We start from the raw sequence: 26,060 nt of genomic DNA, 5'->3' as shown, positions 1-26,060 counted from the left end.
CACTAGATTGGTCGTCAAGAGGAGACGTATTGCTTTGTATGGTAAACCAGTAGCTATTATGAGTGCTTTTGTAGGCATGCTTGGCGGTGTCAGAGTTCAGTATCATTTGCGTCAGGTGTGCATCTCAAGTTAGACTCTTTCTAAAAATACTGTTGGTAGGTAATATAGGACATAGGTTATAATGAAATGACTGAGAAATATTTTAAAACTACTAGTCTCAACACTGGTCGAACAATGATTTATGTAGAACAAGATTCTGAGGATTAATTTTAATTTTCTTTTAGAAATTTGAAGAATTATGGAGGTTTATAATGATTACAGCTTATGTAGTAGCAATTCCAAGTTATTATGAGGGTGAGGACATAGAGATTAGTTATTGTATCTATGATAATCAAAATCTTATGTGTAAAAAATCTATATTAAAGGAATACAAGAAACCAGCTATTGTAAATCTAATTGCATTAAGAGAAGTATTGAAAGAATTAGAACAATATATGGACCGCAAGATAGTAATTGTGATGAATGATACAGCTTTAAATGAACAAATTAGTGGAACATCAACTTCGAAGAATAAGGATGTTCTAAAAATGGCAAGTATAGTTAGAGAGAAAATTAAAAAATTTACAAATCCTATTATAATTAAAGATGTTAGTAATAATAGAGAAGAACTAGTTAAATGGAATGATATATTAAAATAATAGTTTTATTTCCCTGAAAGGCCAGATAAACATAAGCATATTCATGGTTACTATAATTATATTTGCTGTAGGGGGCGGAAGTAAAATGAATTTTGATACTATTATATTAGATAAATTAATTGTACATATTTTAGATAAAGATTTAGGTGTACCTGTACTCTCTGAAATTGTATTAGAACTACCACCAGAAATTGATGAATTCATCTTAAAACATATTATAAAAGTATTAAAAAATCCTTTATTGAAAGAAGCAAAATTTATTAGTACTGAAAATAATATTAGGAAGTATTGCCAAGCAATAAGCGAAAATAATCTTGATTTTGTTTTATTAACAAAAGATTTGGCAACTAAGTTTTATGAACAACTAAAAATATATGTAGACATTCCTAATGGAGATCTTATTTGTTGTTTATTTGAAATGGATGATGTGAAGTTTTTAGCGTTTCTGAAATTAAATTATAAAGAATCTTACATTCATCAAGTAAAGAATTTAGAGACTGGTACATTAAATTCAATTATCAAACAAAAAACTACTTTACCCAATGAAAATCAGAAAATAGAAGAATGTGCTATTATTAATCTGGAAACTTACGATATTCATTTAATTGAAAAGAAATTTGAGATAGATGGATATAAAGAATTTTATATTTCTAAAAATATTTTAAAATGTAATAGTGATTTATCAGGTAAAGAAAAGGTAAAAATATTAGAGAAAACTGCTCAGGAAATGACCACAAAATACTATGATAGCGGTAATATAGATAAAATTGTTCAATTTAAACGAGTTGTAAGTGAAAATATTGAGGATGGTAGTGAAGTTGATATCAAAGAAATAGCGGATACTGTATTTGGTAACATCCCGCAAGTAAAAGAAGAGTATATTGCTCAAGTTGAGCAAAAAGGAATTTTAGATAAAAAAATTGCTGTAAATATTGACCAGCAGAAAAACTTATACAAAAAACAAAAGATTATTACGGATACAGGGATAGAAATAAACCTCCTTGTATCTGAATTCGATAATAAAGATAAAATTGAATTTATTAATAATGAAGATGGAACTATTTCCATTGTTATAAAAAATATTAGGCAACTTAAATGATACTTAACACAAAACTAGGAGATATTTTAAAAACAATGGTAATATAAAGAAATGCAGAATTAACAAATAACCAGAATTAAAGGAGAGTAAATATGTTAAAAATTTGTAACAAAAGATTTCTTGTAGTAATGATGGCCATATTAGGAATGATGTTACTAGTTACTGGGTGCAATAATGAAGATACTAGTGAAAATCCAAATGCGGGGATAAATAGTGAATCTTATCATCCTAAGGTAGAGATAGTGATGAAGGATGGTGGGAAAATGATATTTGAATTATATCCAGAAATTGCTCCTGTAACTGTAGAGAATTTTGTAACCCTTTCTAAGTCTGGATTTTATGATGGATTGAAATTTCATAGAATTATCAAGGATTTCATGATTCAAGGTGGTGACCCTAAGGGTGATGGTACGGGTGGTTCTGAAAAGAATATTAAAGGTGAATTTAGCAAAAATGGCTTTAAAGAAAATAACCTTAAGCATACAAAAGGGGTCATTTCGATGGCTCGTAGTAATGATATGAACTCAGCAAGTAGTCAGTTTTTTATAATGCATGGAGATGTAAATTCTCTAGATGGTGAATATGCGGCTTTTGGCAAATTAATTGAAGGTGAAGAAACTCTTGATAAACTTGCAGGTTTGCCTGTAAAAAAAAGTAGTTATTCAGGTGAAGTCTCCGTACCCGTGGAAGATGTAGTAATTGAGAAAGTAATGGTGGTAGAGGATGAAAAATAGTAATTCGTGTTTTAACGAATATAGACTAAGTAGTGATCTACTAAAATCAATTGGTATGTTGAATTTTAATAACCCTACTAAAGTTCAAGAACAGGTTATTCCAGCTGTTTTAGAAGAGAAGGACGTAATAGTAAAATCTCAAACAGGAAGTGGAAAGACAGCAGCCTTTGCAATTCCTATTTGTGAATTAGTAGACTGGGATGAAAATAGACCTCAAGCATTAGTACTTGAACCAACAAGAGAACTTGCTATCCAGGTTAAAGAGGATATATTTAATATAGGTAGATTTAAAAGACTTAAAGTTCCAGCAGTTTATGGAAAGTCGCCTTTTTATCTTCAGGAAAAAGAACTTAAACAAAAAACACATGTAGTAGTTGGTACCCCTGGTCGTATTCTAGACCATATTGAAAGAGGGACTTTAGATACATCAAAAATTAAATACCTTGTCATTGATGAAGCTGATGAAATGCTTAATATGGGATTTATAGAACAATTAGAAACCATAATAAGCAGTTTATCTAAGGAACGTGTGTCGATGTTACTCTCAGCTACCATGCCAAGGGATATAGAGGTTTTATGTAATAAATATATGCAAGATCCTCTTTATATAGAAATAGAAGAACAAGTTTCAGTGTCAGATAGAATATATCAAGAAAGATATACTATAGAACAAAAAGATAAGATAAAACTTTTACGAGATATAACAATATTAGAAAATCCAGATAGCTGTATAATATTTTGTAATACTAAGCAAAAGGTGGATGAGGTTTCGTCAGAATTGGCAAGTCTCGAGTATACTTGTAAGAAAATTCATGGTGGAATGGAACAACAGGATAGAATAAAAGTAATGAATGATTTCAAACAAGGATATTTTAGATATTTGGTAGCAACGGATGTTGCAGCTAGGGGTATAGACATAGATAATATTTCACTTGTAATTAATTATGATATACCACAAGATAAAGAAAGTTATGTACATAGGATAGGAAGAACTGGACGAATTGATAAAGAGGGTAGAGCAATTACTTTTGTAACACCAGATGAAGGTAAATTTTTAAAAGATATACAACAATATATAGGCAAAGAAATTATGTTTAAAAAAAGACCAGCTAAAGAAGCTGTGCATAATTCCAAACAGGAATTTATTGACAAAATAAATACTACACCAGAAATTAAAGAAATAAAAGGGGCACAGCTTAACAAAGGGATTTTGAAATTACATATTAATGCAGGGAAGAAAACCAAAATGAGGCCAGTGGATATTGTAGGTACTCTTTGTAGTATACAGGGTGTGACTGCTTCTGATATAGGAATTATAAGTATACTGGATATATCCACCTTTGTAGAAATACTAAATAATAAAGGTGAACTTGTTTTCAAGGAGTTACAAAATAAACCTATTAAAGGTAGAATTCGTAAAGTTAGTAAGGATATTAAATAAAAATATAATTATAATATATGTCCCTCAAATTAATAAGTTTGAGGTTTTTTTATGTGGTCAATAGTTATTAAACCAGGTTATGTAAACTTTTGTCTTGTATATTTTATCTCTTAAATGGGATAATATTGTAATAGTGCTTTGAAATTCTTTATTATGGAGAAGATATGATTAGAATAAGATTAGGATTGGTAGTAGAAATATTAAAAGAAAGTCCTGAATTACAAATTGTTTTAATTAATATTAACAATGCTAAATATAAAGCTATTAGTTTTCCTAAAATGATAGGTAAGCTAGTTAATAATGAAGAGGTTTTGGTAAATACTACGGCCTTTACTTTAAATTTAGGTACAGGTGGTTATCATTTTATAATGGGCAAATTATCAAATCCTAATTGTGATACTGTTACAAAGGGACATATTATGAAATTAAGATATACACCTGAACAAATAAAAGTCTTAAGTGTAGAAGAAGAAGATAGCCCTTACCATAATGAAATCAAAAATTTTCAAAGTTTAAATAAAGCACCTGTACTTATTGGTTTCTTACACAGCATGCTTATACCTACCATAGCAGGAATTAAAGCATTAAATCCAAATTTAAAAATATCATATATAATGACTGACGGTGGAGCACTTCCAATGGCATTTAGTCATACAGTTGCATTTCTTAATAAGTTAAAGTGGTTAAATGGCACTGTAACAACTGGTAATTCATATGGAGGTCAGCTAGAGGCTATAAACATATATTCGGGTCTTGCGGCTGCTTATGAAGTTTTAAAGGCAGATATTATAATAGTTATAATGGGACCAGGTGTAGTAGGTACCGGTACATCATTAGGAACTACTGCGCTAGAGGTAGGACAAATTATTAATGCAGTACATAGCTTAGAAGGCAATCCTATTCTTATACCACGTATAAACTTTAATGAATCTAGAAAGAGGCATATAGGGGTTAGTCATCACGTATTAACAGTTTTAAATAAAATAGCCTTAGCAAAAACTACTGTTGTCATTCCTAAAATAGATAATAAGGATAAGGCTAATTATGTTAATGATCAACTTAAATGTCATGAAATTTTTGATAAACATTCTATTATTTATGAAGATGGGAAATTAGGTCTTAAATATTTAGAAAAACATAACATTAATGTTAAAACTATGGGTCAAGACTTATCTCAAGCTAGAACTTTTTTTGAAACCTGTTGTGCTGCAGGTACATATACGGCAAAGTTAAAATAATGACTATTTAATGATGTAAGGAGAATGAGACATGTTAACTGAAAAAACGGTACAAGAAGAATTAATTTTTAAAGGGAAAATAATAACTGTAAAAAAACTTAAAGTCAAATTATCTAATGGTAAAGATGCTTTTAGAGAAATAGTTGAACATCCAGGAGCTGTATGTATCTTAACATTAACCAATGAGAATAAGGTAATCTTAGTTAAACAATATAGAAAAGCTACTGAAGAAACTTTATGGGAAGTTCCCGCAGGGAAACTTGAAAAAGATGAAGATCCTTTAGATTGTGCTAAACGAGAATTACAAGAGGAAACCGGATATATAGCGGAGCATTGGGAGAAAATTGGAGATTTTTATGCTTCTCCAGGTTATTGTAATGAACTTATTCATATTTATTTTGCGAAAGAATTATCGAAGGGAAGTATGAACTTAGATGAAGATGAAATCTTAGAAAGTTATAATTTATCAATTGACGAAGTAAAAGAAATTATGCAAAAAGGTCAAATTAGAGACATAAAAACACAAGTTGCCCTACAGTTTCTTTTATTAAAAGTAAAACTATAAAATTATATCGGGGTATGAAAATGAATAATTTACAAAATACCAAAGAGATTGTCGTGACCGCTAATGCATCAGGCGCTGCCCTCTATTCACAAAGAGGATATCTCGTAATGATAGTGGACGTAATCGACATGTCAACATCAGTTGAAATAGCTTTAGAAAAAGGTGCTATTTTTGCATATGGGGCTAGTCCTGATTTAACTAGAGCACCTGTAAAGGTAAACCCTGAACAAATTGGTTATTTAGCCGGGCAAAAAGCTCTTGAACATAATACAGAAGTAATTTTAATTTCCGAACCACGTTATGGAAGTTATGAAGAAAGAGAAAAGAAATGCCAAAAGGTCATAAGGGGTATTAAAAGAAGCAAAGCCAAAATTGCTGATATTATTCCTAATTTGGGAGCGGAAATAGCTAAAATCACAGACTTTGACAACAAGGTTGTGATATGTGTTAGTGATACAGGAGGAGTGGCATATGATGCAGCTTTTCAATATAGCACTTCTATCACTACTGGGACCGTGGCAAGAACAACTCTGTATAAAGGAAATGATCCTGCCTTAATTTGCGCACAAAGAGCAATTGATTTAGCTAAAGGCAAGTCTATTGCAGTAGTTGCGGCAAGTAGTAATTCGTATGAGGATATTTTAGCAGCTGGTCATATCTATCAAATTATAATAAACAAAGGATATCTTTCTTTATAAAATTTAGTCATAATTACCCTCTTTTTATGCATATATATTATATGTAAAGGATTTCAAAAGAGGAGGAAATTATGAAGAGATTGGTCAAGCTAGATTTTAAAAAATATTTTAGAAATAATTATATAATAATTATTTTAGTCTTTTTCTTCTTTGTTATGGGGATATTTTTCGGTTCGATGGGGGTAAATGTCCTTAGTGATAGCCAGATAACTAACTTGCAAAGTTTTATGGATAATGGAATTAAAAATATAGATGATAATTATAATTCGCAGGTAACTATTAAATATGCAATCTTAAGAAATCTTCAAACATTAGCAAAAGTTTGGTTTCTTGGGCTAACTGTTATTGGATTACCACTAATATTAATAATTATTTTTACGAGAGGTTTTATATTAGGATTTACAGTTGGGTTTTTAATTAAAAATAAAGCTCTTGAGGGTCTGATGCTGATATTATTAACAGTTTTACCACAAAACATTATCAATATACCCGCCTTAATAATAGCTGGTATACTTGCAGTTAATTTTTGTGTCTATCTCGTTAAAGGAAATAAAAATAATGCTTATTCATTAATTGCTTATTTTATAAGGTATACAGTAATTATGCTAAGTATAGCTGTGATTATGATTGGAGCCGGCATAATAGAAGGATATGTAATACCTTTAACATCAAATATGCTGAAATAAAATAATAAAGTTCTAATTAATAATAAATAACTATGCACCCTATAGAATAGACGAGTAGAAAGTTCAAGTCTAGCTAGAGGGTGCGTTTTCATTATTAATATAGCTTAATTAAATTCTTACTCTAGTATTTTATTTATTTTTTAATTTGCTTTCGAGATATTACTATTGCTGGTTCAGGACATACTAATTCACAAGTACCACATACAATACATTTTTCCATATTTGGAATTACTGAAGGTGTACCCATGAAACCTAAAGACTTAGACCAAGATATGCAACTTGTGGGACATTTTTCTATACATAAACCACAACCCTTACACAAATCATAAAATATTGTAAAATTACCTTTTTCGTTATCATAACCTTCACTTTTCCATTTTTTTGCTAACATATTATCATCCTTCCAAAATCAATACTTTATTAGTTAATATAACCAATACTTAGCTAATAATGCAGGAAGTTTTTAATCAATTATTGAATAACTTAATAAAACTGTATATTTTAATATTTATAATATATCCTACTTAAGATAGGGGAGGTTACTAATGAAAAAAGCAATTATAATAGTTTTAGACAGTTTAGGGATAGGTCAATTGCCTGATGCTCATCTATATGGAGATGATAATTGTAATACTTTAAAAAATATATCTGATCATGTTAGAGGATTAAATTTGCCTAATTTAGAAAAAATGGGTTTAGGTAATTTAACGGAAGTAACAGGAGTAGTACCTCAAATTAATACACTCGGTAGCTACGGTAAATTAGCAGAATTATCTAAAGGAAAAGATACTACTGCAGGTCATTGGGAGTTAATGGGCATTATAACTGAAGAAGCAATGCCTACATTTCCAAATGGGTTTCCCGATGAATTAATTTCAGAATTTAAACAATTAATCGGTAGAGATATTATAGGCAATGAAGTAGCTTCTGGTACTGAAATCATAGAAAGACTTGGTAAAGAACATATGGAAACAGGATTCCCTATAATATATACTTCAGCAGATAGTGTTTTTCAAATAGCAGCACACGAGGACATAATACCAATTGAAGAATTATATAATATGTGTAAAAGTGCACGAAAGCTTTTAGATGGTAAGTTTAAGGTAGGAAGGGTAATTGCGAGACCTTTTAGAGGACTTCCTGGAAATTTTGTTAGAACAGCAAATCGTCATGATTATTCCTTAAAGCCACCTAAAAAGACCTTACTTGATACACTTATAGAAAATAATAAAGAAGTAATTAGTGTGGGGAAAATTTATGATATATTTGCAGGAGAAGGTATAAGTAAAAGTTATCCAACTAAAAACAATATGGAAGGTGTCGACAAAACTATTTCTGCCTATGAAAACTTACAAGAAGGTTTAGTTTTCACTAATTTAGTTGATTTTGACTCTTTATATGGTCATAGAAATGATGCTGTAGGTTATGCTAAAGCATTGGAAGGTTTTGATAAAAGATTACCTGAGCTTTGGGAAATATTAGATGAAAATACTATTTTAATTCTTGTTGCTGATCATGGCAATGATCCTACAACACCAGGCACTGATCATAATAGAGAATATGTACCACTACTTATAATGGGTAATTCAGTACAAAAAAACTTAAATATAGGAACTAGATCAAGCTTTGGAGATTTAGGTGCAACTTTAGCAGAATATTTTAATGTTAAATATGAAGGTTATGGTACAAGTATGTGGAATGAAATTAAAAAGAATTAATTAATTTTAAAGAGAGGTAAAGTATATGGAAAAAACAATTAAATATCTAACTGAAAAAATAAATATTAAACCAGAATTAGGATTAATCTTAGGTTCTGGATTAGGCTTTTTAGCTGAAGAAATAGAAAATCCAATTTATATTCCCTATAATGAAATACCTAATTTTCCTGTATCAACCGTTGAAGGTCATGAAGGAAGATTAGTTGTAGGCATGCTGTCAGGAACTTCCGTAATTGCAATGCAAGGTAGATTTCATTACTATGAAGGGTATAATATGGAGCAAGTAACATTTCCTATTAGAGTTATGCAATTATTAGGCGTAAAGAAACTTTTAGTTACTAATGCAGCAGGTGGAATTAATACCAGCTATAAACCTGGAACAATTATGATTATAAAAGACCATATCAACTTAATGGGTACTAATCCTTTAATAGGGACAAATAAAAATGAATTTGGAGTTAGATTTCCAGACATGAGTTATGCTTATAATCCTAATTTCAGGGCGATAGCTAAAGATATGGCTAAAGAATTAAGCATACATGTAGAAGAAGGCGTTTATTCAGGGGTAACAGGACCTAGCTATGAAACTCCTGCAGAAATAAAATATTTACGAGTGATAGGTGCCGATGCGGTGGGGATGTCAACAGTTCCTGAAACTATTGTTGCTAATCATGGTAGTATGGAAGTTTTGGGTATTTCTTGTATAACAAATATGGCAGCAGGAGTTTTAGATAAAAAATTAGATCATAATGAAGTTATTGCAACAGCTGAAAATGTTAAACATGATTTAAGAAAACTTGTTTTAAAAATAATTTCAGCTATTTAATAATAAAAAATCCCTAAATAATAGGGAGTTTTTATTTGACCTTTTTGAGGAATTTTGTAGGATTACTAATTACTTTTTGTTCTATAAACATTAAATAGAGAGGATAAATTACTTTTGAGCCAATTACAAATAAAGTTAATCCTCCAAGAAATAGTAATAATGAAACTGCTATATATAAAGTCATGAAAACACCTCCTTTTTATATTATTTACCTTCAAAGATAAAGCATACCTAAATCTTTTTTGGAAATAATAAAATAAAAGAAATATTTAAGGAGGAAGTTTTGTGAACATGAAAAGAAGTATCTCAATAATGACACTATTACTTTTGTTATTCACATTAGTACCCCAAGCTACTTTTGCAAATGATTTAAAATTAGAATCACCTTCAGTAATATTAATTGATGCTGAATCAGGTAAAATTCTATATGAAAAGGACCCTCATGTTGAAAGAGCACCAGCAAGTGTAACTAAATTAATGACCTTATTAGTTGCTATTGAAGCAATTAAGGATGGTAGAGGTAATTTTGAGGATGTGGTGGTAGCAAGTGAACATGCTTCACAGTATGGTGGTTCTCAAATCTATTTAGAACCAGGTGAAGAAATGAAACTAAAAGAGTTATTGATTTCTATTGCTGTTGGATCTGCTAATGATTCTTGCGTAGCTGTTGCTGAACATTTATATGGTAGTGAAGAATCTTTTATTAAAGCAATGAATGAAAAAGCAAAAGAATTAGGATTAAAACATACACAATTTCAAAATACTAATGGATTAAAAGCAGAAGGACACTATACGAGTGCATATGACATGGCCATGATAGCAAAGGAAGGTTTAAAACATAAAGAATTATTACAATTAACATCAATTAAACATTATAAATTACGTGAAAATACCGAAAAACCGTTCCAACTTGATAGTACCAATAAACTCTTATGGTGGTATAAAGGTGCGGATGGATTTAAAACTGGATGGATTGGTGAAGAATCAGGTTTTTGTTTAGCTTCAACTGCAAAGAGAGATTCTTTACGTCTAATTTCTGTTGTATTAGGAGCACAAGAACGGAGAGGTAATTTTAGAGACGCCATGACTCTCTTTAATTATGGTTTTGCTGGATACAAGTATCAAGAATTCATGAAAAAAGGGCAAGAAGTAGGTCAAATTAATGTTGATAAAGGTGAACAAGATTTTGTTACCGCAGTTACAAAAGATAATGTTGGAACAATAATTGCAAAAGGTAAGGACAAAAATATTACAAAAGAAATAAAATTAATGTCAAGTATTAAAGCTCCAGTCAAGAAAGGCGATAAGGTTGGAACAGTTACCATACTAAAAAGTAATACGCGCATATGTGAATATGATTTAGTAGCAAAGGAAAATGTAAAGCGTGGAACTATTTGGCGTCAATTCAATAAAGTATACACGGAATTATATGATTTTGACTAATTATAAGTAAAGTTAAAGTCATTATAAAAATATAAAAAAGGTTGTGATATTTTAAAAGGATTTAAGGAAGACCTTTTAAAAGCCCAACCTTTTTTTATTGTTTAAAAAGTTAATTTTAAAATATAAAGTTAAAATAAAAAAAGATTTAAAAATAAAAGGAATTTATAAGTTATTAGAGAATCTAATAATATGAACTTCACAAAATTATGATTTGGTGAAGTATAAGGAGGTTATGATTTTGAGCGAGAAAACTAAACAAAATTTATACTTATCTGACTATCAAGATTTTATTGCAAATACTCGCAGGCTTACGCCTAAAACAGTTAATGAATATATGCTTGATTTATCATTTTTCTTTAGATTTATTTTAATTTTTCATAAAAACCCTAATATTAATTTAGATGAAAAAATAAATCAAATCCTCAAAGAAACATCACTTGATGAACTTACAAATGAAATTATTACCAGTGTGACGTGGAATGATGTACAAAGGTTTATGTCTTTTTATGTTGGAGTGTTAAAAAATAATGAAAGATCTCAAAAAAGAAAGTTAGTATCAATAAGACGGTTTTTTGATTATTTATTATTTACTAATAAAATAGCAGCTACACCTATTGGCGATATTGATATTCGCACACCAAAAAAGCAACCAATTTCCTTGACTGAAAATCAGATAATAACCATTATTGAACCAATTCTAAAGTCATATGAGGGAAAATTTAAAGAAAGAGATAAAGCTATTATTATTCTTTTTTTAGAATTAGGACTTAGACTCAGCGAATTAGTAAGTATTAATTTAGAGGATATCGAAAATGATGCTATCCTAATTAAAGGAAAAGGTAAAAAAGAAAGAATCTTGCCTTTAAATGAAACCTGCATAAGTGCTATAAATACATATTTAAAAGTTAGACCTAAGTCTTATGAAATAAAAACTGGTCATAGGCAGGCTCTATTTCTATCGCGTTTAAAACAACGCATTTCAACTAGAGGTGTACAATTAATCATTGATAAACTTTTTTTGCTTGCAAATTTAAATAATGAAGAAAGGAAATTTACTACTCATAAGTTAAGACATAGTTTTGCAACCATACTAGCTGATAAAGGCGTATCAATACACGATATTCAAGATTTTCTTGGTCATGAAAATTTAGCTACTACTTCTATTTATGTAAACAGTAATCTGCATAGATTAAAAGAAGTAAAAGATAAAAACCCAATCTTAAAAAATGAAAATATTTAAGTAATTTTATAAAAAATAAACGCTATAGACAATTCTAGAGCGTTTATTTTTACAATGCAAATTTAGCTAAACAAATATTAAAATTACAAATATTAAAATTCAAAAGAAGTTAAGTTTTTATTCTTTTCATCACACCTAGCAAAACCAAGACTAATTAAATTCTCCAATAAATCAGCCATCATGATTCCAGTCACTTCGAACAATTTAGGATACATACTAATTGATGTAAAACCAGGTAATGTATTTATTTCATTAAGATATATTTCTCCGATATCTTTACAAATAAAGAAATCTACTCTCGCTAAACCAGCACAATCTAAAGCTAAAAAGGCCCTTTTAGCTAATTCTTGAATTTTATAAATTACTTTTTCATCTATTTTAGCTGGTATATTTAAAGTTGAAGAATTATCAATATATTTTGCTTTATAATCATAGAATTCATTACTTGGAATTACTTCCCCAGGAAGGGAAACTATTGGATTATCATTACCTAAAACACTAACTTCAATCTCGCGAACATTAAGTCCTTCTTCAATAATAATTTTTCGATCATACTTACCAGCTTCAATAAGTGATTCCTTCAATTCCAAAACAGAATTAGCCTTACTAATACCTACACTAGATCCTAAATTAGCAGGTTTTACAAACAATGGAAATTCAAGGTAATCCCTTATCTCCCCTATCACCTTTTCAATATCCCTTTCTATTTCGGAACGAAGCACCCCTATGTATTTAACTTGGGATAAGTCATGCTGAGCAAAGATATCCTTCATTGCAATTTTATCCATACCCACTGAAGAACCTAGTACTCCAGAACCAACATAAGGTATATTAGCTAAATCCAATAAGCCTTGTATAGTACCATCTTCACCAAAAGTACCATGTAACACAGGAAATACTATATCTAGCTTACTAACAACTGTATTATCTTTAATATTTATAAGCTTATTTTCATTAGGATAAGGTAGTATTGTTACTTGATTTTCAGTATTTATAAATTGCGAAAAATTTTCAATACCAGAAATGTCTATGGGAGCGTACCATTTACCGTCTTTAGCAATTCCAATAGGTATAATTTCGTATTTATCTTTATTAAATGTTTTGGCTATAGAGGCTGCTGATTTTAAAGAAACCTCATGCTCACCAGATCTTCCCCCAAACATTAAACCAACCTTAATTTTTTTCATAATCAAACCTCTGCTTTCTAAACTTTTTTTGTTACATTTATAATTATATTCAAAGTTTATTAATTTATTGAGAATTTTTTTAATTTCTCTTATTGCCGAAATTACTCCTATAATAATATGGTTCACACTTAAGCCACCTTGCAAATATATAATATATGGCTCGCGAAATGGACCATCGACACTTAATTCAATAGATGATCCTTGAATAAATGTTCCTCCAGCCATAATTACAGCATCATCATAACCAGGTAATGCTGTTTCATAAGGAGTTACATGAGAGTCTAAAGGTGATGCGCTTTGGATACCTTTTGAAAATAAACGCATTTTTTCAGGACTTTCTAATTTTATTGCTTGAATTATGTCAGTTCGTTTTTCTGATGCTTTTGGAGATACATTATATCCTAAAGCGTCTAATAGCTCAGAAGTATATATAGATCCCTTTAAAGCTTGCTCAACGATTAAAGGAGCCATAAATAAACCTTGATAAGCTAATCGATTAAAATCTAGTGCTGACCCTACTTCTCCCGAGATACCTGGAGCTGTTAATCTAAGCGATGCATTATTTACTAAGTCTTTTTTTCCTACAACATATCCTCCCCTGGGAGCTAGGCCCCCACCAGGGTTTTTAATTAAAGAACCAGCTGCTAGGTCAGCTCCTATTTCGATAGGCTCGATTTCTTCTACAAATTCACCATAACAATTATCCACAAAACAAATTAAATTTGGATTAATTTGTTTAAGATAGCTAATTATACTCTTAATCTTAGCTATAGTTAAAGATGGTCTCCAATTATATCCCCTGGATCTTTGAATGCAAATCATTTTAGTTTGCTCTGTTATCTCGTCTTTTATCTGATCATAATTAAAATCCCCTTCCGAAGTTAAGTCAATAACCTTATGGGATATATTTAATTCTGATAAGGTACCAGGTTCTTTATTCTTTCCTATAATTTCAAGTAAAGTATCATAAGGAGTACCACTAATTGAAATAACCTCATCACCTGGCTTTAAATTACCAAATAGACTAATTGCTATAGCATGAGTTCCAGAAACTATATTAGATCTTACAAGAGCTGCTTCACTTTTAAATATACTAGCCCATATTTCTTCAAACAAGTCCCTGCCTACATCACCATAACCATAGCCGGTAGAACCATTTAAGTGAAAATCAGATGCCTTATGTTTTTGAAATGCTTTTAAAATTTTAAATTGATTAATGGCAGTAATATCAGATATTTTCTGCCATGGAGTTTGTACATTTGTATAACTTTTTTCAATGATTTCCATTAAATCATCACTTAAGTTAAAATTATTTTGAATTAGTTTAAAAAAACTTTTCATTATTACCTACTCTACTTTCTGCTTTATTTTTGATGTTTTAAGATGTCTAAATCTACATTATCTGTAAATGATGTAAAAGAAATTAAAGTTCCCTCTTCTTCATAAGAAAGACTATCAACAGTACCTATATTGTGTATTTTTTCAATTAATTTTCCTTCAGTATACGGAATAAGAACCTCGTACTTTTTCTCAGTAAAAAAGTGATCTGCTAATATATTTTTTACATCTTCTATACCTACACCTGTTTTTGTTGATAAATAACAAAAACTATCTTCTGAGTTAATAGGTGGAATTTCAGATAATAAATCTACCTTATTGTAAACATAAATAGTAGGAATATCTGTAACTCCTATTTCCTTTAAAACGTTATTAACTGTTTTAATTTGCATTTCATAATTTTCATTAGTTATATCTACTACATGGAGTAATAGATCTGCATAAATTATTTCTTCTAAAGTTGCTCTAAAGGCAGAAATTAATTGATGAGGAAGCTTTTTTATAAAGCCAACTGTGTCAGTTAAAAGCACTTCTTGATTATTATCTAAAACTACTTTTCTGGTTACTGGGTCAAGGGTAGCAAATAATTTATTTTCAGCCAATACGTTTTCATCTGCTAAGATATTAAGGAGTGAAGATTTACCAGCATTAGTATATCCAACTAAAGCTACTACAGGTACATTATTGTTTTTTCTTTTATCAATATGAATTTGTCTTTGTTTTTTTACTTCTTTTAACTGTGTCTCAATATTATGAATCAGTCTTTTTATATATCTTCTATCAGTCTCTAATTTTGTTTCTCCTGGTCCTCTAGTTCCAACTCCCCCACCAAGGCGGGACATGCTTATTCCTTTACCAGTAAGACGTGGCAAGAGATAATTAAGCTGAGCTAGTTGTACTTGTAATTTCCCCTCTTTTGTTTTAGCTCGTTGTGCAAATATATCTAAAATAAGGCTAGTTCTATCTAAAACCTTTACCTTTAAAACATCCATTAAATTATTTTGTTGAGATGGACTAAGCATATCATCAAAAATTACACAATCAATATTATTTTGCTGAACATATAATGATATTTCTTGTAGCTTTCCTTTTCCAATAAAATAAAGGGAATCTGGTCGATCTCGTTTTTGAATAATAGTCTCAGAAACAATTAATCCCGCAGTAGTTGCTAGATTTTTTAGTTCTTCCGCAGATTCAGTAACAACTTCTTCAGTTTCTTTAGACCAGTCTACAACAACTAATAGAGCCTTTTCTTCTGCTTCTTTTACCAAAAGACCTTGAGGCTCATAATTTTTATTGAAATCTAGAATAATTTGTTCAAAAGGTATTTCTAATAAAGCTTCCGTAGTTAAGTGTTCCTTCTTTTCATAGATTATTTGATTGTTTTCATTCATATTAATAGGATAAGCAATACTACATGAAAGAGAATCATTTATTCCTAGTGCAACAATGCAGTCTAAATGTAGATTAGTTAATGTACTTAAATCCGCGTCACTAAGAGAAGAATCACCACTAGGATGTGTATGGATACATCTAACCCCACTTAAACCAAGCTGATCTCTTTTAACCCATAAACTAGGTATTTCTACGAGACTTTTTTCTCCCACAATTACATCAATAACTTTTCCTTTATTATCAATACAAACAGCTATTTCCTTTTTAATTTCTCTTGTAAGGGTAACCATACTTTCAATTAAATCTAGAGATATTATCTGATTGCGTAATATTTTATAATCAAAAAAACTATTTAGTTCTTCTTTAATCCTCTTATTTAACGATCCTATTTCGCCATGACACTTACACATATTCAAAAACCACCTAACCTGTTTTAGTTACTATAATATTATACCATATTAAGGTTTTACTATTGAAAGTTTTGTCTATATAACACCTCAAAAATACCAATAGTTAAGATAAAGGTGCAAATAAGATTTATCACTAAAACTTTTTTATTTATTTGGAAAAACTGTAAAAAAACATACACTAAAAGTGCGGGTATAGAAAATAATAGAAGAAAGGTGTTTAAGGTATAAATTAAAAACCCATTAATAAGTAAGAAAAGTACTAAAAATAAATATCCCAAATATCCTTTTTTGTGAGGGTTAGTTTTGGAATTACTAAATGTTTTGGTAATCTTTGTACGTTTAGTGCTTTTGGTATTTTTTGCACTTCTTATACTTTTCATTTCTGTTTGTTTTATAGTTTGTTTAACACTTTGTCTTCTTTCTTTCCTACTAGGTAAATCCATATAACCACACCTTTAAAATAATATATATATATTATTAGCGTAAATGGTAAATTAATTACATGAATAAAAATGTAATTAATTTTGATTTAAACTCCTTTAAAGTTTTTATCTATTATAATCAAAATCTCTCCTTCTTGCATTTTCTTATACTTTTTTATCTATACTCAACCTCTTTTACTACATAGTCTTAAAGATCAGAGGATACATAGATTGAAACTGGGAAAAATAGAAAGGTTAGTACACACGATTGAGGTATTAAATATAACTAGGAGGAAATGCCTTATGAACATAAGTAGAAAATCCAATAGACTAATCCACGAAAAATCCCCTTACCTTTTGCAACATGCCTATAACCCTGTTGATTGGCATTCATGGAGTAGCGAAGCTTTTGACAAAGCTACACAAGAAAATAAACCGATTTTTTTAAGCATTGGCTATTCCACCTGTCACTGGTGTCATGTTATGGAAAGAGAATCTTTTGAGGATGAAGAAGTAGCTGAGGTTTTGAATAAACATTATATAGCAATTAAAGTAGACCGTGAAGAACGACCTGATATTGATGGTTTATATATGACTTATTGTCAGGCTTTAACTGGTCAGGGCGGGTGGCCTCTTACTATCATTATGACACCAGATAAAAAGCCATTTTTTGCAGGAACTTATTTTCCTAAAAATACTCGAATGGGAATGACTGGACTTATTGAGCTCTTAAAAAATATTAGTTTAGTTTGGTTTAATGATCATGAAAAATTATTAGAGTCTAGTGAGGATATTATAAAACAAGTTAATCAGCATTTTTTTACAGAAAGGACAGGAAATATTTCAAATCAAACAATTGAAAAATCCTTTAAAACTTTTAATAAAATATTCGACACTAAGTATGGTGGCTTTGGAAAAGCACCGAAATTTCCTACTCCTCACAATCTTATGTTTTTATTAAGATATTATAAAGTCAATAAAGATCAAAAATCTTTAGACATGGTGACTGATACCTTAAAAAGTATGTATAAAGGTGGAATGTTTGATCATATTGGGTTTGGTTTTTCACGATATTCAACTGATGATAGGTGGCTTGCACCTCATTTTGAAAAAATGTTATATGACAATGCCCTCCTAGCCGTAGTATATCTAGAGGCTTATCAAATAACAAAAGATGAATTATTTAGTGATGTAGCTAGGAAAGTTTTTACCTATGTCCTGGAAAAAATGACTTCTCCAGATGGAGGATTTTATTCAGCTGAAGATGCTGATTCAGAAGGTATTGAAGGTAAATTTTATCTGTGGGATCAAGCTGAAATTTTAAATCTTTTAGGAATAGAAGAAGGTACGAACTTTTGTAAAATGTATGATATTACTTCAACAGGAAATTTTGAAGGAAAAAATATTCCAAATTTAATTCGGGTAGACCTTAAAGATTTAGAGAATCATGATTATAATAATATGCGTAAAAAATTATATGATTATCGAGAAAAAAGAATTCCTCCGCATAAAGATGATAAAATTTTAACTTCCTGGAACGGTTTAATGATAGCTGCTTTTAGTTATGGTGCTAGGATTCTAAATAATCAAGACTATGCCCAAGCGGCAAAAAAGGCCGCGGATTTTATATTTACTAATTTATATCAAGATAAGCGGCTTTTAGCAAGATTTAGAGAAAAAGAAGCTAAACATTTGGGTTATGTGGATGATTATGCCTTTTTAATATGGGGATTAATTGAACTATACGAAGCAAATTATGAACCTCATTATTTGAAAAAAGCATTAGATTTAAATCAAGAATTACTTAAATTGTTTTGGGATAATGAAAAAGGTGGTTTGTTTTTCTCTGGATCGGATAGTGAAAAATTAATTGCTAGACCAAAGGAAATTTATAATGGAGCCATGCCTTCTGGTAACTCTGTAGCTGCCTATAACTTTTTAAAATTAGCTAGACTTACAGGTGACCAAGAGTTAGAGAATAAGGCAAATCAAATCTTTGAAACCTTTGGTGGAACAGTTGAAAACAGCCCCACTGCCCATTCGTTTTTATTTAATGCACTTCTATATAATATATCAAAGTCAACTGAAATTGTCTTCATGGGAACTAAAGAAGAAATGCAGCAATATAAAGATACTTTAACACATAATTTTGAACCTTTTACTACTACGCATCTTTTGAATAATGGTACACGAGAAAGTTTAATTAGTATTGCTCCTTTTTTAGAAAATAATCAGCAAGTGGAAAATAAACCTACGGTTTTTGTTTGTGAAAATCATTCGTGCCACCCCCCACTTACAAGCTTAGAGGAATTTAAAAGTATTTTAAATTCTTAAAAAATGATATTATTATTAAAAGCGAGTAAATAACCAGGAGGAATATCCTATGGAGCAAATGTTAAAAGATATTATTAAAAATAAATTCAATTGAAACTAATATGGCTACTAAAGAAGAATTCTGGAGAGATATTATTAAGCTTAAATCTATAAAATAGTAAGTGCATTTAAGTATCTATATAATAATTCTTGGCAAAGAAAATGAACTTAAAAAATATTTAAGTTCATTTCATTTGTCATTATGAGAGTGTAAAATAAGGTGTTTAATTAGTTGTCCATTTTTTACAGAACTTCTTCCACAAATACCTTCACTATCTCTAGGTCGAACTGGGTATTAACATTTTTTAATAATTCAGCTATTGCTTCGTCTTTAGTTTTAGAATTATGATAAGGTCTACTAGCAGTCATAGCTTCATAGGCATCTGCTACTGCAATTATTCTTGCATTTAAGGGAATATCCTTGCCTTTTAGGCCTTTGGGGTAACCCTTACCATCAATGCGTTCATGGTGATAAAGTACATCTTCTGCTAGTGCAGCATATTCATCCACTACTTTTAATATTTGATAACTTATTTCTGGATGCCTTTTGATTACTTCAAATTCTTCGGATGTTAGCTGGCCAGGCTTATTTAATAATTCAGCTGGTACCATTATTTTCCCAATGTCATGCAAGATTCCGGCAATTTTGATATCCTGAATTTCTTTATTACTAAGACCTAAGGCAGTTGCAATTGCTTCACAATACTGGGAAACTCTTTCGGTATGAATTTGCTCTTGGTCATACTTATGGTTAATATTTCGGAGTACAGTCTCAATTGTTTTACTTCTCATTGTTTTACCATGTGTTAGCTTATCTTGATACATATTATTATCAGCAAGCTTAAGTATATCTTTTATATCATTACCAACTTCTATTTTCAATGCATATCCAATAGATAAAGAAACTATTACACTTCCAAGCTTTGTGCTAGAAACAACAGAAATGATTTTCTGTTTTAATTTTTCAACTTGAGTTTCATCAGTTTGGGAAAGTAATATGCAAAATTCATCTCCACCCATACGACAAATAATGTCTTCTGACCTACAAGCTTTTTTTAATATGTCAGCCACAGTTTGAAGCAATAGATCTCCCATTTCATGTCCGAAGGCATCATTAGTGAGTTTTAAACCGTTCACATCAATTGCTATTATAGCAATGGGTAGATTTTTCTCAGTATCTAATGTTAAAATTGATTCTTCGAAATACCTTCGGTTATATAGCCCTGTTAAATGATCATAAAAGCTTAAATATTCTATTTGTTGCAATTTTTCTCTTAATACACTATTAGCTTCTGTTAATTCTACTGTTCTTTCTTCTACTTTTTTCTCTAAATTATTGATAAGTCCATACATTGTATCTGCCATCTTATTAAATGATTGAGCTATCCTGCCTATTTCATCATCCCTAGTTATACTTACTCTTTGCTCCATGTCACCTGCTGAAAATTTCTCAGTTGTAGCTATTAATCTATCTATAGAGCTTAATAATTTTTTTGTCAGCTTTAAGTAAATAAGGACCGATAAAATAAGTGAAATAATAGTTAAAATTACAGCCACTTGAATACTGTTCATAGCACTTGTAGCTAAAATACTTCTAGGCAGTGCAGCAATAATTACCCAGTCTAAACCTTCCTGATGATATTCGGTTACATTAAAATGTAGCCTATACTTTTCATAGTGTATATCAAAGCTTTCACTATGGTCATTCTTGTATTTATTATATGCTTGTACTATAGCTATATTATCAATTTGATCAATGTTACGTCTTTTAAACGTCCCATCTTCAAGAGTATCAAAGTTATCGATATTTAATGAATTTGCAATTAGTTCACCAGAATTTTTTTCCACAATAACAGCTTGTGCATTTTCAGGTTTTACAATTTGTTTTAAATAATTATCTATCTTGGAAAGCGTTATATGCGAACCTAATACTCCTTTAAACTCACCGTCGAGATTATAAATAGGTACTGAAGCAGACACTGTTAGGTCATCCATGACAAAATGTTTATAGATTGGTGAGAATACGGGAACTTTTCTTTCTTTTGCTGCCTTATACCAATCTCTCGTCCTCGGATCAAATTTACCAGCTTCAACTACTCGGTCACCCGCTGTCATGTCTTCGGTAACAGAGTAATACCAGGAATGACCACCTGTAGCAGCATTGTTTCTCATTATTTCAATATTATTATTTTTATTTCTACGAGCACCATAATACTCTCCTGACTCAGTACCATAGCTAAAACTATATAAACTATCTCCTTTTTGACTATTAAGTATATTTACAAAAAACATTTCCCGATTTAGCTCATTATTAATATCTACAACACCTTTTTCTAAAAGACCTCTATTAGAGCTGTTTATATCTAGCGGAACACGAATAAAAGCATCAATATTATTTACAACTGCTCTATTCATATCCTCAGCCATTTTTGTAATTGTTTCATCTATTGACGTAAACCAATTTGTGAAAACAATATAACCAATTATTCCAATTGTAAGAGATATACTTATTATAAAACAAATAATAAATACCGTTCGGATAGGTAAGTTTTTGCTAAATTCTTTTGATTTTTTCATTTTATACCATTTCCTTTTTATTGATTTGTCTCGAAATTTCTAAGATAAGTATACCATAAGTATCTTTAATACCTTTTACTTTTTCTCAATATATTCAGCTAAGAAAGAACTGCCATTTCGGTAAAATCTAGGGTCAAAAATTCCAAGCCTATTTTCTTCCTCAACAATTACGACAAATGGAGACCACTGAATTAAAACCTCTGCCTTGGGGTTTTCAGCAAACAAAGGTGTTAAATCTGCTTTTTCCTTAGAATGCAATATCTGAATATTTTTCTTCGCTCCCCAAACCGTCTTAATATAAATCTCAACCACATCTTCATTTTTACCAATGACTGAAAAATTACCTGGAACAAAACTTGCTGAAATTACGGATTTTTCATAAGCTAAATCAGCATCCATGCTAATTATTTGACCTTGCACACACTGAACTATAACGTGAACAAAGATTATCATCCAAACAATTCTCCAAATCTTATACTCTGGATATGTTTTTTTAAACTTTATAAAAGCAAAGCCCATAAGCATAAATAACCAAATAACTACATCAACTATCGATATCATACCTAAAGTTACTCGAGTGGAAGAAAAGGGTTCAAAAAGTCCAGTTCCCCAGGTGTTTAGAGCATCAAAACCAATATGTAAAAAAACGCTTATAAGTGCTATATAAAAAATCCTTTTATCTTTGTCTTTCCAAATCAAATAACAGATTGCATAAATAATTAGAGCCCAAAAGGGTGCCATGAGTAAGGAATGGCTAACCCCCCTATGCCACATTTGATACATTATCCTACCTTTTTCTACGAGGTTAAACAGTATATCTATATCAGGAATTTGATTACCTACGATAGCTGCTACAAAAATCGCTTTTTTTGTTGGTTGCGCAATATTTTCTTTATTCACAGAGCCATATACGGTAAGTCCCATCAATGTATGAGTGATTGTATCCATAACATACCTCTTTAAAATTAATATTTAGTTTCCTTATCCTCTGTATTTTAGAGCCAATCCTTTTAAAAAATTCCTTATATATCGATCTCCACATTCTTTGTAATTTTTATGTCCTTCTTTTCTAAATATAGCACTTAACTCTCCTTTAGTAATAATTACCCCTGCTTCTTCTAAGATATCAAGAATATCTTCACTGGTTAAAGATAAGGCTATTTTTAATTTCTTAAAGGTAATATTATTAAGATTATAATTATCTTTTATAGCTAACACTTTTTTATCAGATTGTCCAGGTTTCGGGTCTTGCACGCCTCTCTTAAAAATAATAAATCCATTTAAAAACGAATCTAGCATTTGATTTGTGCATTTTAAATTTTCTTCTCCAGTACTTAAGTCTTCATCTTCTTCCATTAAAGTATCCTGAGATTTTATGAGCATTTTTTTTACTTCTTCTTTTGTTAACTTTACTTCCCCTAATTTAAAAATCTCCACCATATCAGTATCTTTTATATCTAAGGCATATCTTAATCTGATTAATATATCATTATTATCCATGTATCTTCCTCCTTAATTAAATTCATCCTCATCACCCTTTGCGTTCTCAGCATCAATAGCATTCCCTTTTTAGTATTTTACTACTTATTGTGAACTAAGGCAAAATTACTAAAAATTAAACGAAAACGCTTTTAATAAAAGTAACATTAGAAACATTCTTTAAAGTCCTTAATTATACCAATTTATCTGCATTTTCACCAATCTAACTAAAGAGTATTATGTAAGATTGGTTTCGTTCATATAATGCGTATTATACGTTGGTTAAAGATTCCATATAATTACTTTTAATATAACAGTTAATGCTTTATAATAGGATTATGTAAGATTGGAAAGGGGCCATTTTATGGAATTAGTACAACCTATACGAGAGATAAAAAAGATCGAAACCATAAAGAAAATACTACTTGCTAATGAAACATTTGGGTCAAGGAATCATTTATTATTTGTTTTAGGTATAAATTCAGGGCTTAGAATAAGCGATTTATTAAAATTAAAAATCAAAGATATTATGAATAAAGGCAAAGTAAAAAGTTATATCGAATTAAGAGAAACAAAAACAAGCAAAATAAAAAAATTTCCTGTTAACAAAGCGTCAGAAAAAGCCATCACAAGATATATTACTAGCCTAGACGAAATTAAACCAGAAATGTACTTATTTAAATCAAGAAAAGGGGATAATCAAGCGATCTCCAGAGTACAGGCTTGGGAAATATTAAATGCTGCTGCCAAGGAGGTAGGAATAACAGAACCAATAGGCACACATTCACTGCGTAAAACTTTTGGTTATCATGCTTATCAGGCAGGAATTGACATCACATTATTACAAAAAATATATAATCATTCGGCACCTTCGATAACTTTAAGATATATTGGCATTACTCAAGATGATATCGATAATGTGTATATAAATTTAAATCTATAAAAAAATGCCCTTTAAATTTGCCGTCTAAGGCTTTAAATTTAAAGGGCTTGTGTGTTTGTATTAATTACCTATACCAACCTTTTATGCTTTCATCTAAGCTTACAAAGATGTTTTTTGTTTGTGTATAATGATTTAATGCCATTTTATGGACCTCTCGACCTATACCAGATTTTTTATAACCCCCAAACGGAGAATGAGAAGGCACCAAATTATATTCATTGATCCACATTGTGCCAGTTTCGGTTTTGTTTGCTATTCTTAGCGCCCGGTTTATATCACGAGTCCAGACAGCACCAGCCAAACCATAAATATTGTCATTTGCCATTTCAATTACTTCTTCTTCATTTTTAAATTTGATAACGACTAGAACTGGACCAAAAATTTCCTCTTGAGCAATTCTCATTTTATTATCAACTTCACTAAATAAAGCCGGCTGTAAAAACCAGCCTTTAGAAAATTCGCCCTCATCAATTCTTTCTCCACCACAACATAGTTTTGCGCCTTCCCTTTTACCTATTTCAATATAGTTCATTACATTTTTAAAATGAGTTTCATTTATTAAAGAACCCATTCTTGTATCTTCTCGTAAAGGATCACCAATTTTAACACTGTTAAAAATCTTAACTAATTTTTCTATAGTCTCATCATAGATAGTTTCATGAACAAAAAGACGCGAACCCGAAGAACAAACTTGACCTTGTCCATATAAAATTGCCATAGCAGCACCTTCGATAGCCTTTTCCATTGGAGCATCTGGAAAAATAATATTAGCAGACTTACCTCCTAATTCTAAGGTAGCAGGAATTATTTTTGAAGCTGCAATTTGCCCTATATTTGAACCTACCTCAGTAGAACCAGTAAAGGCAATTTTTTTCACATCTTGATGCATAATAAGATTTTCACCACATTTTTTACCTGATCCTGTAATTACGTTTAAAACCCCTGGAGGTAAAATACCTTGACTTATTTTTGCTAACTCTAGTAGAGAAACTGGTGTATTAGTTGCAGGCTTTATCACTACACAATTACCAGCTGCTATGGCTGGTGCCAGTTTCCAACCTGCCATAAGGAAAGGAAAATTCCAAGGTATAATTTGCGCCACTACTCCTAAGGGCTCTTTTACTAAAATACTAAAATTATCTTTATCGTGCTTTATATAACTTCCTTCATCAGTCCTAATGGCTGATGCGAAATATCTAAATTGATCTATTACAGCTACAATGTCTTCTCTTGTTTCGACAATTGGCTTACCAGTATTTATAGTTTCAACTTTTGCTAAATAATCCGCATTTTCTTCAATTTTATCAGCTAATTTTAATAATAAATTTGCTCGATCCATTACACTAGTATTTTTCCAAACACCGTAAGCATTTTTCGCTGATTCTACAGCTCTATCCACATCTTCAGTTGTAGCATTAGTTACCTTAGTTAAAACTTTTCCAGTACACGGATTTATTACCTTAGTAAATTCATTAGCGGTTGATGGTTTAAAACTACCATTTATAAACAGCTGATATTCATTTTCTATTATCATAATATTCTATTCCTCC

23 protein-coding genes are annotated in these 26,060 nt (G+C 30.4%); 15 read left to right on the top strand and 8 right to left on the bottom strand.

Annotation, left to right across the window (positions count from 1 at the left end; genetic code table 11):
• The first annotated feature begins 58 nt into the window (after window positions 1–58).
• The 9 genes from B8965_RS13020 to spoIIM all read left to right on the top strand — a co-directional run bounded on the left by B8965_RS13020 (window position 59) and on the right by spoIIM (window position 7,159).
• Complete coding sequence (locus B8965_RS13020) at window positions 59–133, top strand: hypothetical protein (protein WP_341451827.1); 75 nt, start codon at window positions 59–61, stop codon at window positions 131–133.
• A gap of 178 nt (window positions 134–311) precedes the next feature.
• Window positions 312–698, top strand: a complete 387-nt coding sequence (locus tag B8965_RS10660; protein ID WP_084054167.1) for a hypothetical protein — start codon at window positions 312–314, stop codon at window positions 696–698.
• A gap of 85 nt (window positions 699–783) precedes the next feature.
• The gene (locus tag B8965_RS10655) at window positions 784–1,797 is read left to right on the top strand and encodes a nucleoid-associated protein (RefSeq protein WP_159446337.1); all 1,014 of its coding nucleotides are present in this window, start codon (window positions 784–786) and stop codon (window positions 1,795–1,797) included.
• 92 nt (window positions 1,798–1,889) lie between these two features.
• Window positions 1,890–2,531: a peptidylprolyl isomerase gene (locus tag B8965_RS10650; protein ID WP_084054165.1), complete on the top strand. Its 642-nt coding sequence runs from the start codon at window positions 1,890–1,892 to the stop codon at window positions 2,529–2,531.
• The gene (locus B8965_RS10645) at window positions 2,521–3,972 is read left to right on the top strand and encodes a DEAD/DEAH box helicase (RefSeq protein ID WP_084054164.1); all 1,452 of its coding nucleotides are present in this window, start codon (window positions 2,521–2,523) and stop codon (window positions 3,970–3,972) included. Before B8965_RS10650 ends, B8965_RS10645 begins: the two co-directional genes overlap by 11 nt.
• 164 nt (window positions 3,973–4,136) lie before the next feature.
• Complete coding sequence (locus B8965_RS10640) at window positions 4,137–5,210, top strand: DUF3866 family protein (RefSeq protein ID WP_084054163.1); 1,074 nt, start codon at window positions 4,137–4,139, stop codon at window positions 5,208–5,210.
• 31 nt (window positions 5,211–5,241) lie between these two features.
• A complete protein-coding gene (locus B8965_RS10635) occupies window positions 5,242–5,775 on the top strand; it encodes an NUDIX hydrolase (RefSeq protein ID WP_084054162.1) in 534 nt (177 codons plus the stop codon).
• Window positions 5,776–5,795: 20 nt separating this feature from the next.
• Window positions 5,796–6,473 (top strand): hypothetical protein, encoded by a 678-nt coding sequence (locus tag B8965_RS10630; RefSeq protein ID WP_084054161.1) that lies wholly within the window; start codon window positions 5,796–5,798, stop codon window positions 6,471–6,473.
• 71 nt (window positions 6,474–6,544) lie between these two features.
• On the top strand, window positions 6,545–7,159 hold the full coding sequence (gene spoIIM, locus B8965_RS10625; RefSeq protein ID WP_084054160.1) for a stage II sporulation protein M: 615 nt from the start codon (window positions 6,545–6,547) through the stop codon (window positions 7,157–7,159).
• 133 nt (window positions 7,160–7,292) lie between these two features.
• Here the strand turns inward: spoIIM and B8965_RS10620 are convergent, their stop codons facing one another.
• Window positions 7,293–7,550: a 4Fe-4S dicluster domain-containing protein gene (locus B8965_RS10620; RefSeq protein WP_084054159.1), complete on the bottom strand. Its 258-nt coding sequence runs from the start codon at window positions 7,548–7,550 to the stop codon at window positions 7,293–7,295.
• Between the two features lie 154 nt (window positions 7,551–7,704).
• Between B8965_RS10620 and B8965_RS10615 the strand changes: the two genes are divergently transcribed.
• Both B8965_RS10615 and B8965_RS10610 read left to right on the top strand, forming a co-directional pair.
• Window positions 7,705–8,877: a phosphopentomutase gene (locus B8965_RS10615; protein ID WP_084054158.1), complete on the top strand. Its 1,173-nt coding sequence runs from the start codon at window positions 7,705–7,707 to the stop codon at window positions 8,875–8,877.
• Between the two features lie 25 nt (window positions 8,878–8,902).
• On the top strand, window positions 8,903–9,703 hold the full coding sequence (locus tag B8965_RS10610; RefSeq protein WP_084054157.1) for a purine-nucleoside phosphorylase: 801 nt from the start codon (window positions 8,903–8,905) through the stop codon (window positions 9,701–9,703).
• A 31-nt stretch (window positions 9,704–9,734) separates the two neighbouring features.
• Here the strand turns inward: B8965_RS10610 and B8965_RS12485 are convergent, their stop codons facing one another.
• On the bottom strand, window positions 9,735–9,887 hold the full coding sequence (locus B8965_RS12485; protein WP_159446336.1) for a hypothetical protein: 153 nt from the start codon (window positions 9,885–9,887) through the stop codon (window positions 9,735–9,737).
• A 107-nt stretch (window positions 9,888–9,994) separates the two neighbouring features.
• On the opposite strand from B8965_RS12485, the gene B8965_RS10605 reads away from it, so the two are divergent.
• Both B8965_RS10605 and B8965_RS10600 read left to right on the top strand, forming a co-directional pair.
• A complete protein-coding gene (locus tag B8965_RS10605; RefSeq protein WP_084054279.1) occupies window positions 9,995–11,146 on the top strand; it encodes a D-alanyl-D-alanine carboxypeptidase family protein in 1,152 nt (383 codons plus the stop codon).
• 238 nt (window positions 11,147–11,384) lie between these two features.
• Complete coding sequence (locus B8965_RS10600; protein WP_159446335.1) at window positions 11,385–12,386, top strand: tyrosine-type recombinase/integrase; 1,002 nt, start codon at window positions 11,385–11,387, stop codon at window positions 12,384–12,386.
• 92 nt (window positions 12,387–12,478) lie between these two features.
• Here the strand turns inward: B8965_RS10600 and B8965_RS10595 are convergent, their stop codons facing one another.
• Window positions 12,479–14,914 (bottom strand): D-alanine--D-alanine ligase, encoded by a 2,436-nt coding sequence (locus tag B8965_RS10595; RefSeq protein WP_084054155.1) that lies wholly within the window; start codon window positions 14,912–14,914, stop codon window positions 12,479–12,481.
• Between the two features lie 23 nt (window positions 14,915–14,937).
• On the bottom strand, window positions 14,938–16,716 hold the full coding sequence (gene hflX, locus B8965_RS10590; protein ID WP_084054154.1) for a GTPase HflX: 1,779 nt from the start codon (window positions 16,714–16,716) through the stop codon (window positions 14,938–14,940).
• A 725-nt stretch (window positions 16,717–17,441) separates the two neighbouring features.
• Here hflX and B8965_RS10580 point away from each other — a divergent pair.
• A complete protein-coding gene (locus B8965_RS10580; RefSeq protein ID WP_084054152.1) occupies window positions 17,442–19,472 on the top strand; it encodes a thioredoxin domain-containing protein in 2,031 nt (676 codons plus the stop codon).
• A gap of 282 nt (window positions 19,473–19,754) precedes the next feature.
• On the opposite strand, the gene B8965_RS10575 is transcribed toward B8965_RS10580, so the two are convergent.
• The 3 genes from B8965_RS10575 to B8965_RS10565 all read right to left on the bottom strand — a co-directional run bounded on the left by B8965_RS10575 (window position 19,755) and on the right by B8965_RS10565 (window position 23,588).
• Window positions 19,755–22,088: an HD domain-containing phosphohydrolase gene (locus B8965_RS10575; RefSeq protein WP_084054151.1), complete on the bottom strand. Its 2,334-nt coding sequence runs from the start codon at window positions 22,086–22,088 to the stop codon at window positions 19,755–19,757.
• A 75-nt stretch (window positions 22,089–22,163) separates the two neighbouring features.
• On the bottom strand, window positions 22,164–23,036 hold the full coding sequence (locus B8965_RS10570; RefSeq protein ID WP_084054150.1) for a metal-dependent hydrolase: 873 nt from the start codon (window positions 23,034–23,036) through the stop codon (window positions 22,164–22,166).
• A gap of 33 nt (window positions 23,037–23,069) precedes the next feature.
• Entirely contained in the window at window positions 23,070–23,588 is a 519-nt protein-coding gene (locus B8965_RS10565) for a YehS family protein (protein ID WP_084054149.1), read from the bottom strand.
• A gap of 343 nt (window positions 23,589–23,931) precedes the next feature.
• On the opposite strand from B8965_RS10565, the gene B8965_RS10560 reads away from it, so the two are divergent.
• A complete protein-coding gene (locus B8965_RS10560) occupies window positions 23,932–24,510 on the top strand; it encodes a site-specific integrase (RefSeq protein WP_084054148.1) in 579 nt (192 codons plus the stop codon).
• Window positions 24,511–24,574: 64 nt separating this feature from the next.
• Here the strand turns inward: B8965_RS10560 and B8965_RS10555 are convergent, their stop codons facing one another.
• Window positions 24,575–26,044, bottom strand: coding sequence for an aldehyde dehydrogenase family protein (locus B8965_RS10555; protein WP_084054147.1), 1,470 nt, complete (start codon window positions 26,042–26,044; stop codon window positions 24,575–24,577).
• Between the last annotated feature and the right edge of the window lie 16 nt (window positions 26,045–26,060).

The organism is Desulfonispora thiosulfatigenes DSM 11270 (genome assembly GCF_900176035.1).
In the GTDB taxonomy this organism is placed as follows: Bacteria; Bacillota; Peptococcia; order Peptococcales; family Desulfonisporaceae; genus Desulfonispora; species Desulfonispora thiosulfatigenes.
This window is presented reverse-complemented; position numbering and strand designations above follow the sequence as displayed.

Excerpts from the sequence above, each read along its gene's own strand:
- B8965_RS10565 (WP_084054149.1), bottom strand. The coding sequence starts at position 23,588 with ATGGATAATAATGATATATTAATCAGATTAAGATATGCCTTAGATATA.
- B8965_RS10570 (WP_084054150.1), bottom strand. The coding sequence starts at position 23,036 with ATGGATACAATCACTCATACATTGATGGGACTTACCGTATATGGCTCT.
- B8965_RS10635 (WP_084054162.1), top strand. The coding sequence starts at position 5,242 with ATGTTAACTGAAAAAACGGTACAAGAAGAATTAATTTTTAAAGGGAAA.
- hflX (WP_084054154.1), bottom strand. The coding sequence starts at position 16,716 with ATGTGTAAGTGTCATGGCGAAATAGGATCGTTAAATAAGAGGATTAAA.
- B8965_RS10595 (WP_084054155.1), bottom strand. The coding sequence starts at position 14,914 with ATGAAAAGTTTTTTTAAACTAATTCAAAATAATTTTAACTTAAGTGAT.
- B8965_RS10655 (WP_159446337.1), top strand. The coding sequence starts at position 784 with ATGAATTTTGATACTATTATATTAGATAAATTAATTGTACATATTTTA.
- B8965_RS10630 (WP_084054161.1), top strand. The coding sequence starts at position 5,796 with ATGAATAATTTACAAAATACCAAAGAGATTGTCGTGACCGCTAATGCA.
- B8965_RS10640 (WP_084054163.1), top strand. The coding sequence starts at position 4,137 with ATGATTAGAATAAGATTAGGATTGGTAGTAGAAATATTAAAAGAAAGT.
- B8965_RS12485 (WP_159446336.1), bottom strand. The coding sequence starts at position 9,887 with ATGACTTTATATATAGCAGTTTCATTATTACTATTTCTTGGAGGATTA.
- B8965_RS10620 (WP_084054159.1), bottom strand. The coding sequence starts at position 7,550 with ATGTTAGCAAAAAAATGGAAAAGTGAAGGTTATGATAACGAAAAAGGT.
- B8965_RS10560 (WP_084054148.1), top strand. The coding sequence starts at position 23,932 with ATGGAATTAGTACAACCTATACGAGAGATAAAAAAGATCGAAACCATA.
- B8965_RS10645 (WP_084054164.1), top strand. The coding sequence starts at position 2,521 with ATGAAAAATAGTAATTCGTGTTTTAACGAATATAGACTAAGTAGTGAT.
- B8965_RS10650 (WP_084054165.1), top strand. The coding sequence starts at position 1,890 with ATGTTAAAAATTTGTAACAAAAGATTTCTTGTAGTAATGATGGCCATA.
- B8965_RS10580 (WP_084054152.1), top strand. The coding sequence starts at position 17,442 with ATGAACATAAGTAGAAAATCCAATAGACTAATCCACGAAAAATCCCCT.
- B8965_RS10555 (WP_084054147.1), bottom strand. The coding sequence starts at position 26,044 with ATGATAATAGAAAATGAATATCAGCTGTTTATAAATGGTAGTTTTAAA.
- spoIIM (WP_084054160.1), top strand. The coding sequence starts at position 6,545 with ATGAAGAGATTGGTCAAGCTAGATTTTAAAAAATATTTTAGAAATAAT.
- B8965_RS10610 (WP_084054157.1), top strand. The coding sequence starts at position 8,903 with ATGGAAAAAACAATTAAATATCTAACTGAAAAAATAAATATTAAACCA.
- B8965_RS10575 (WP_084054151.1), bottom strand. The coding sequence starts at position 22,088 with ATGAAAAAATCAAAAGAATTTAGCAAAAACTTACCTATCCGAACGGTA.
- B8965_RS10660 (WP_084054167.1), top strand. The coding sequence starts at position 312 with ATGATTACAGCTTATGTAGTAGCAATTCCAAGTTATTATGAGGGTGAG.
- B8965_RS10605 (WP_084054279.1), top strand. The coding sequence starts at position 9,995 with ATGAAAAGAAGTATCTCAATAATGACACTATTACTTTTGTTATTCACA.
- B8965_RS10615 (WP_084054158.1), top strand. The coding sequence starts at position 7,705 with ATGAAAAAAGCAATTATAATAGTTTTAGACAGTTTAGGGATAGGTCAA.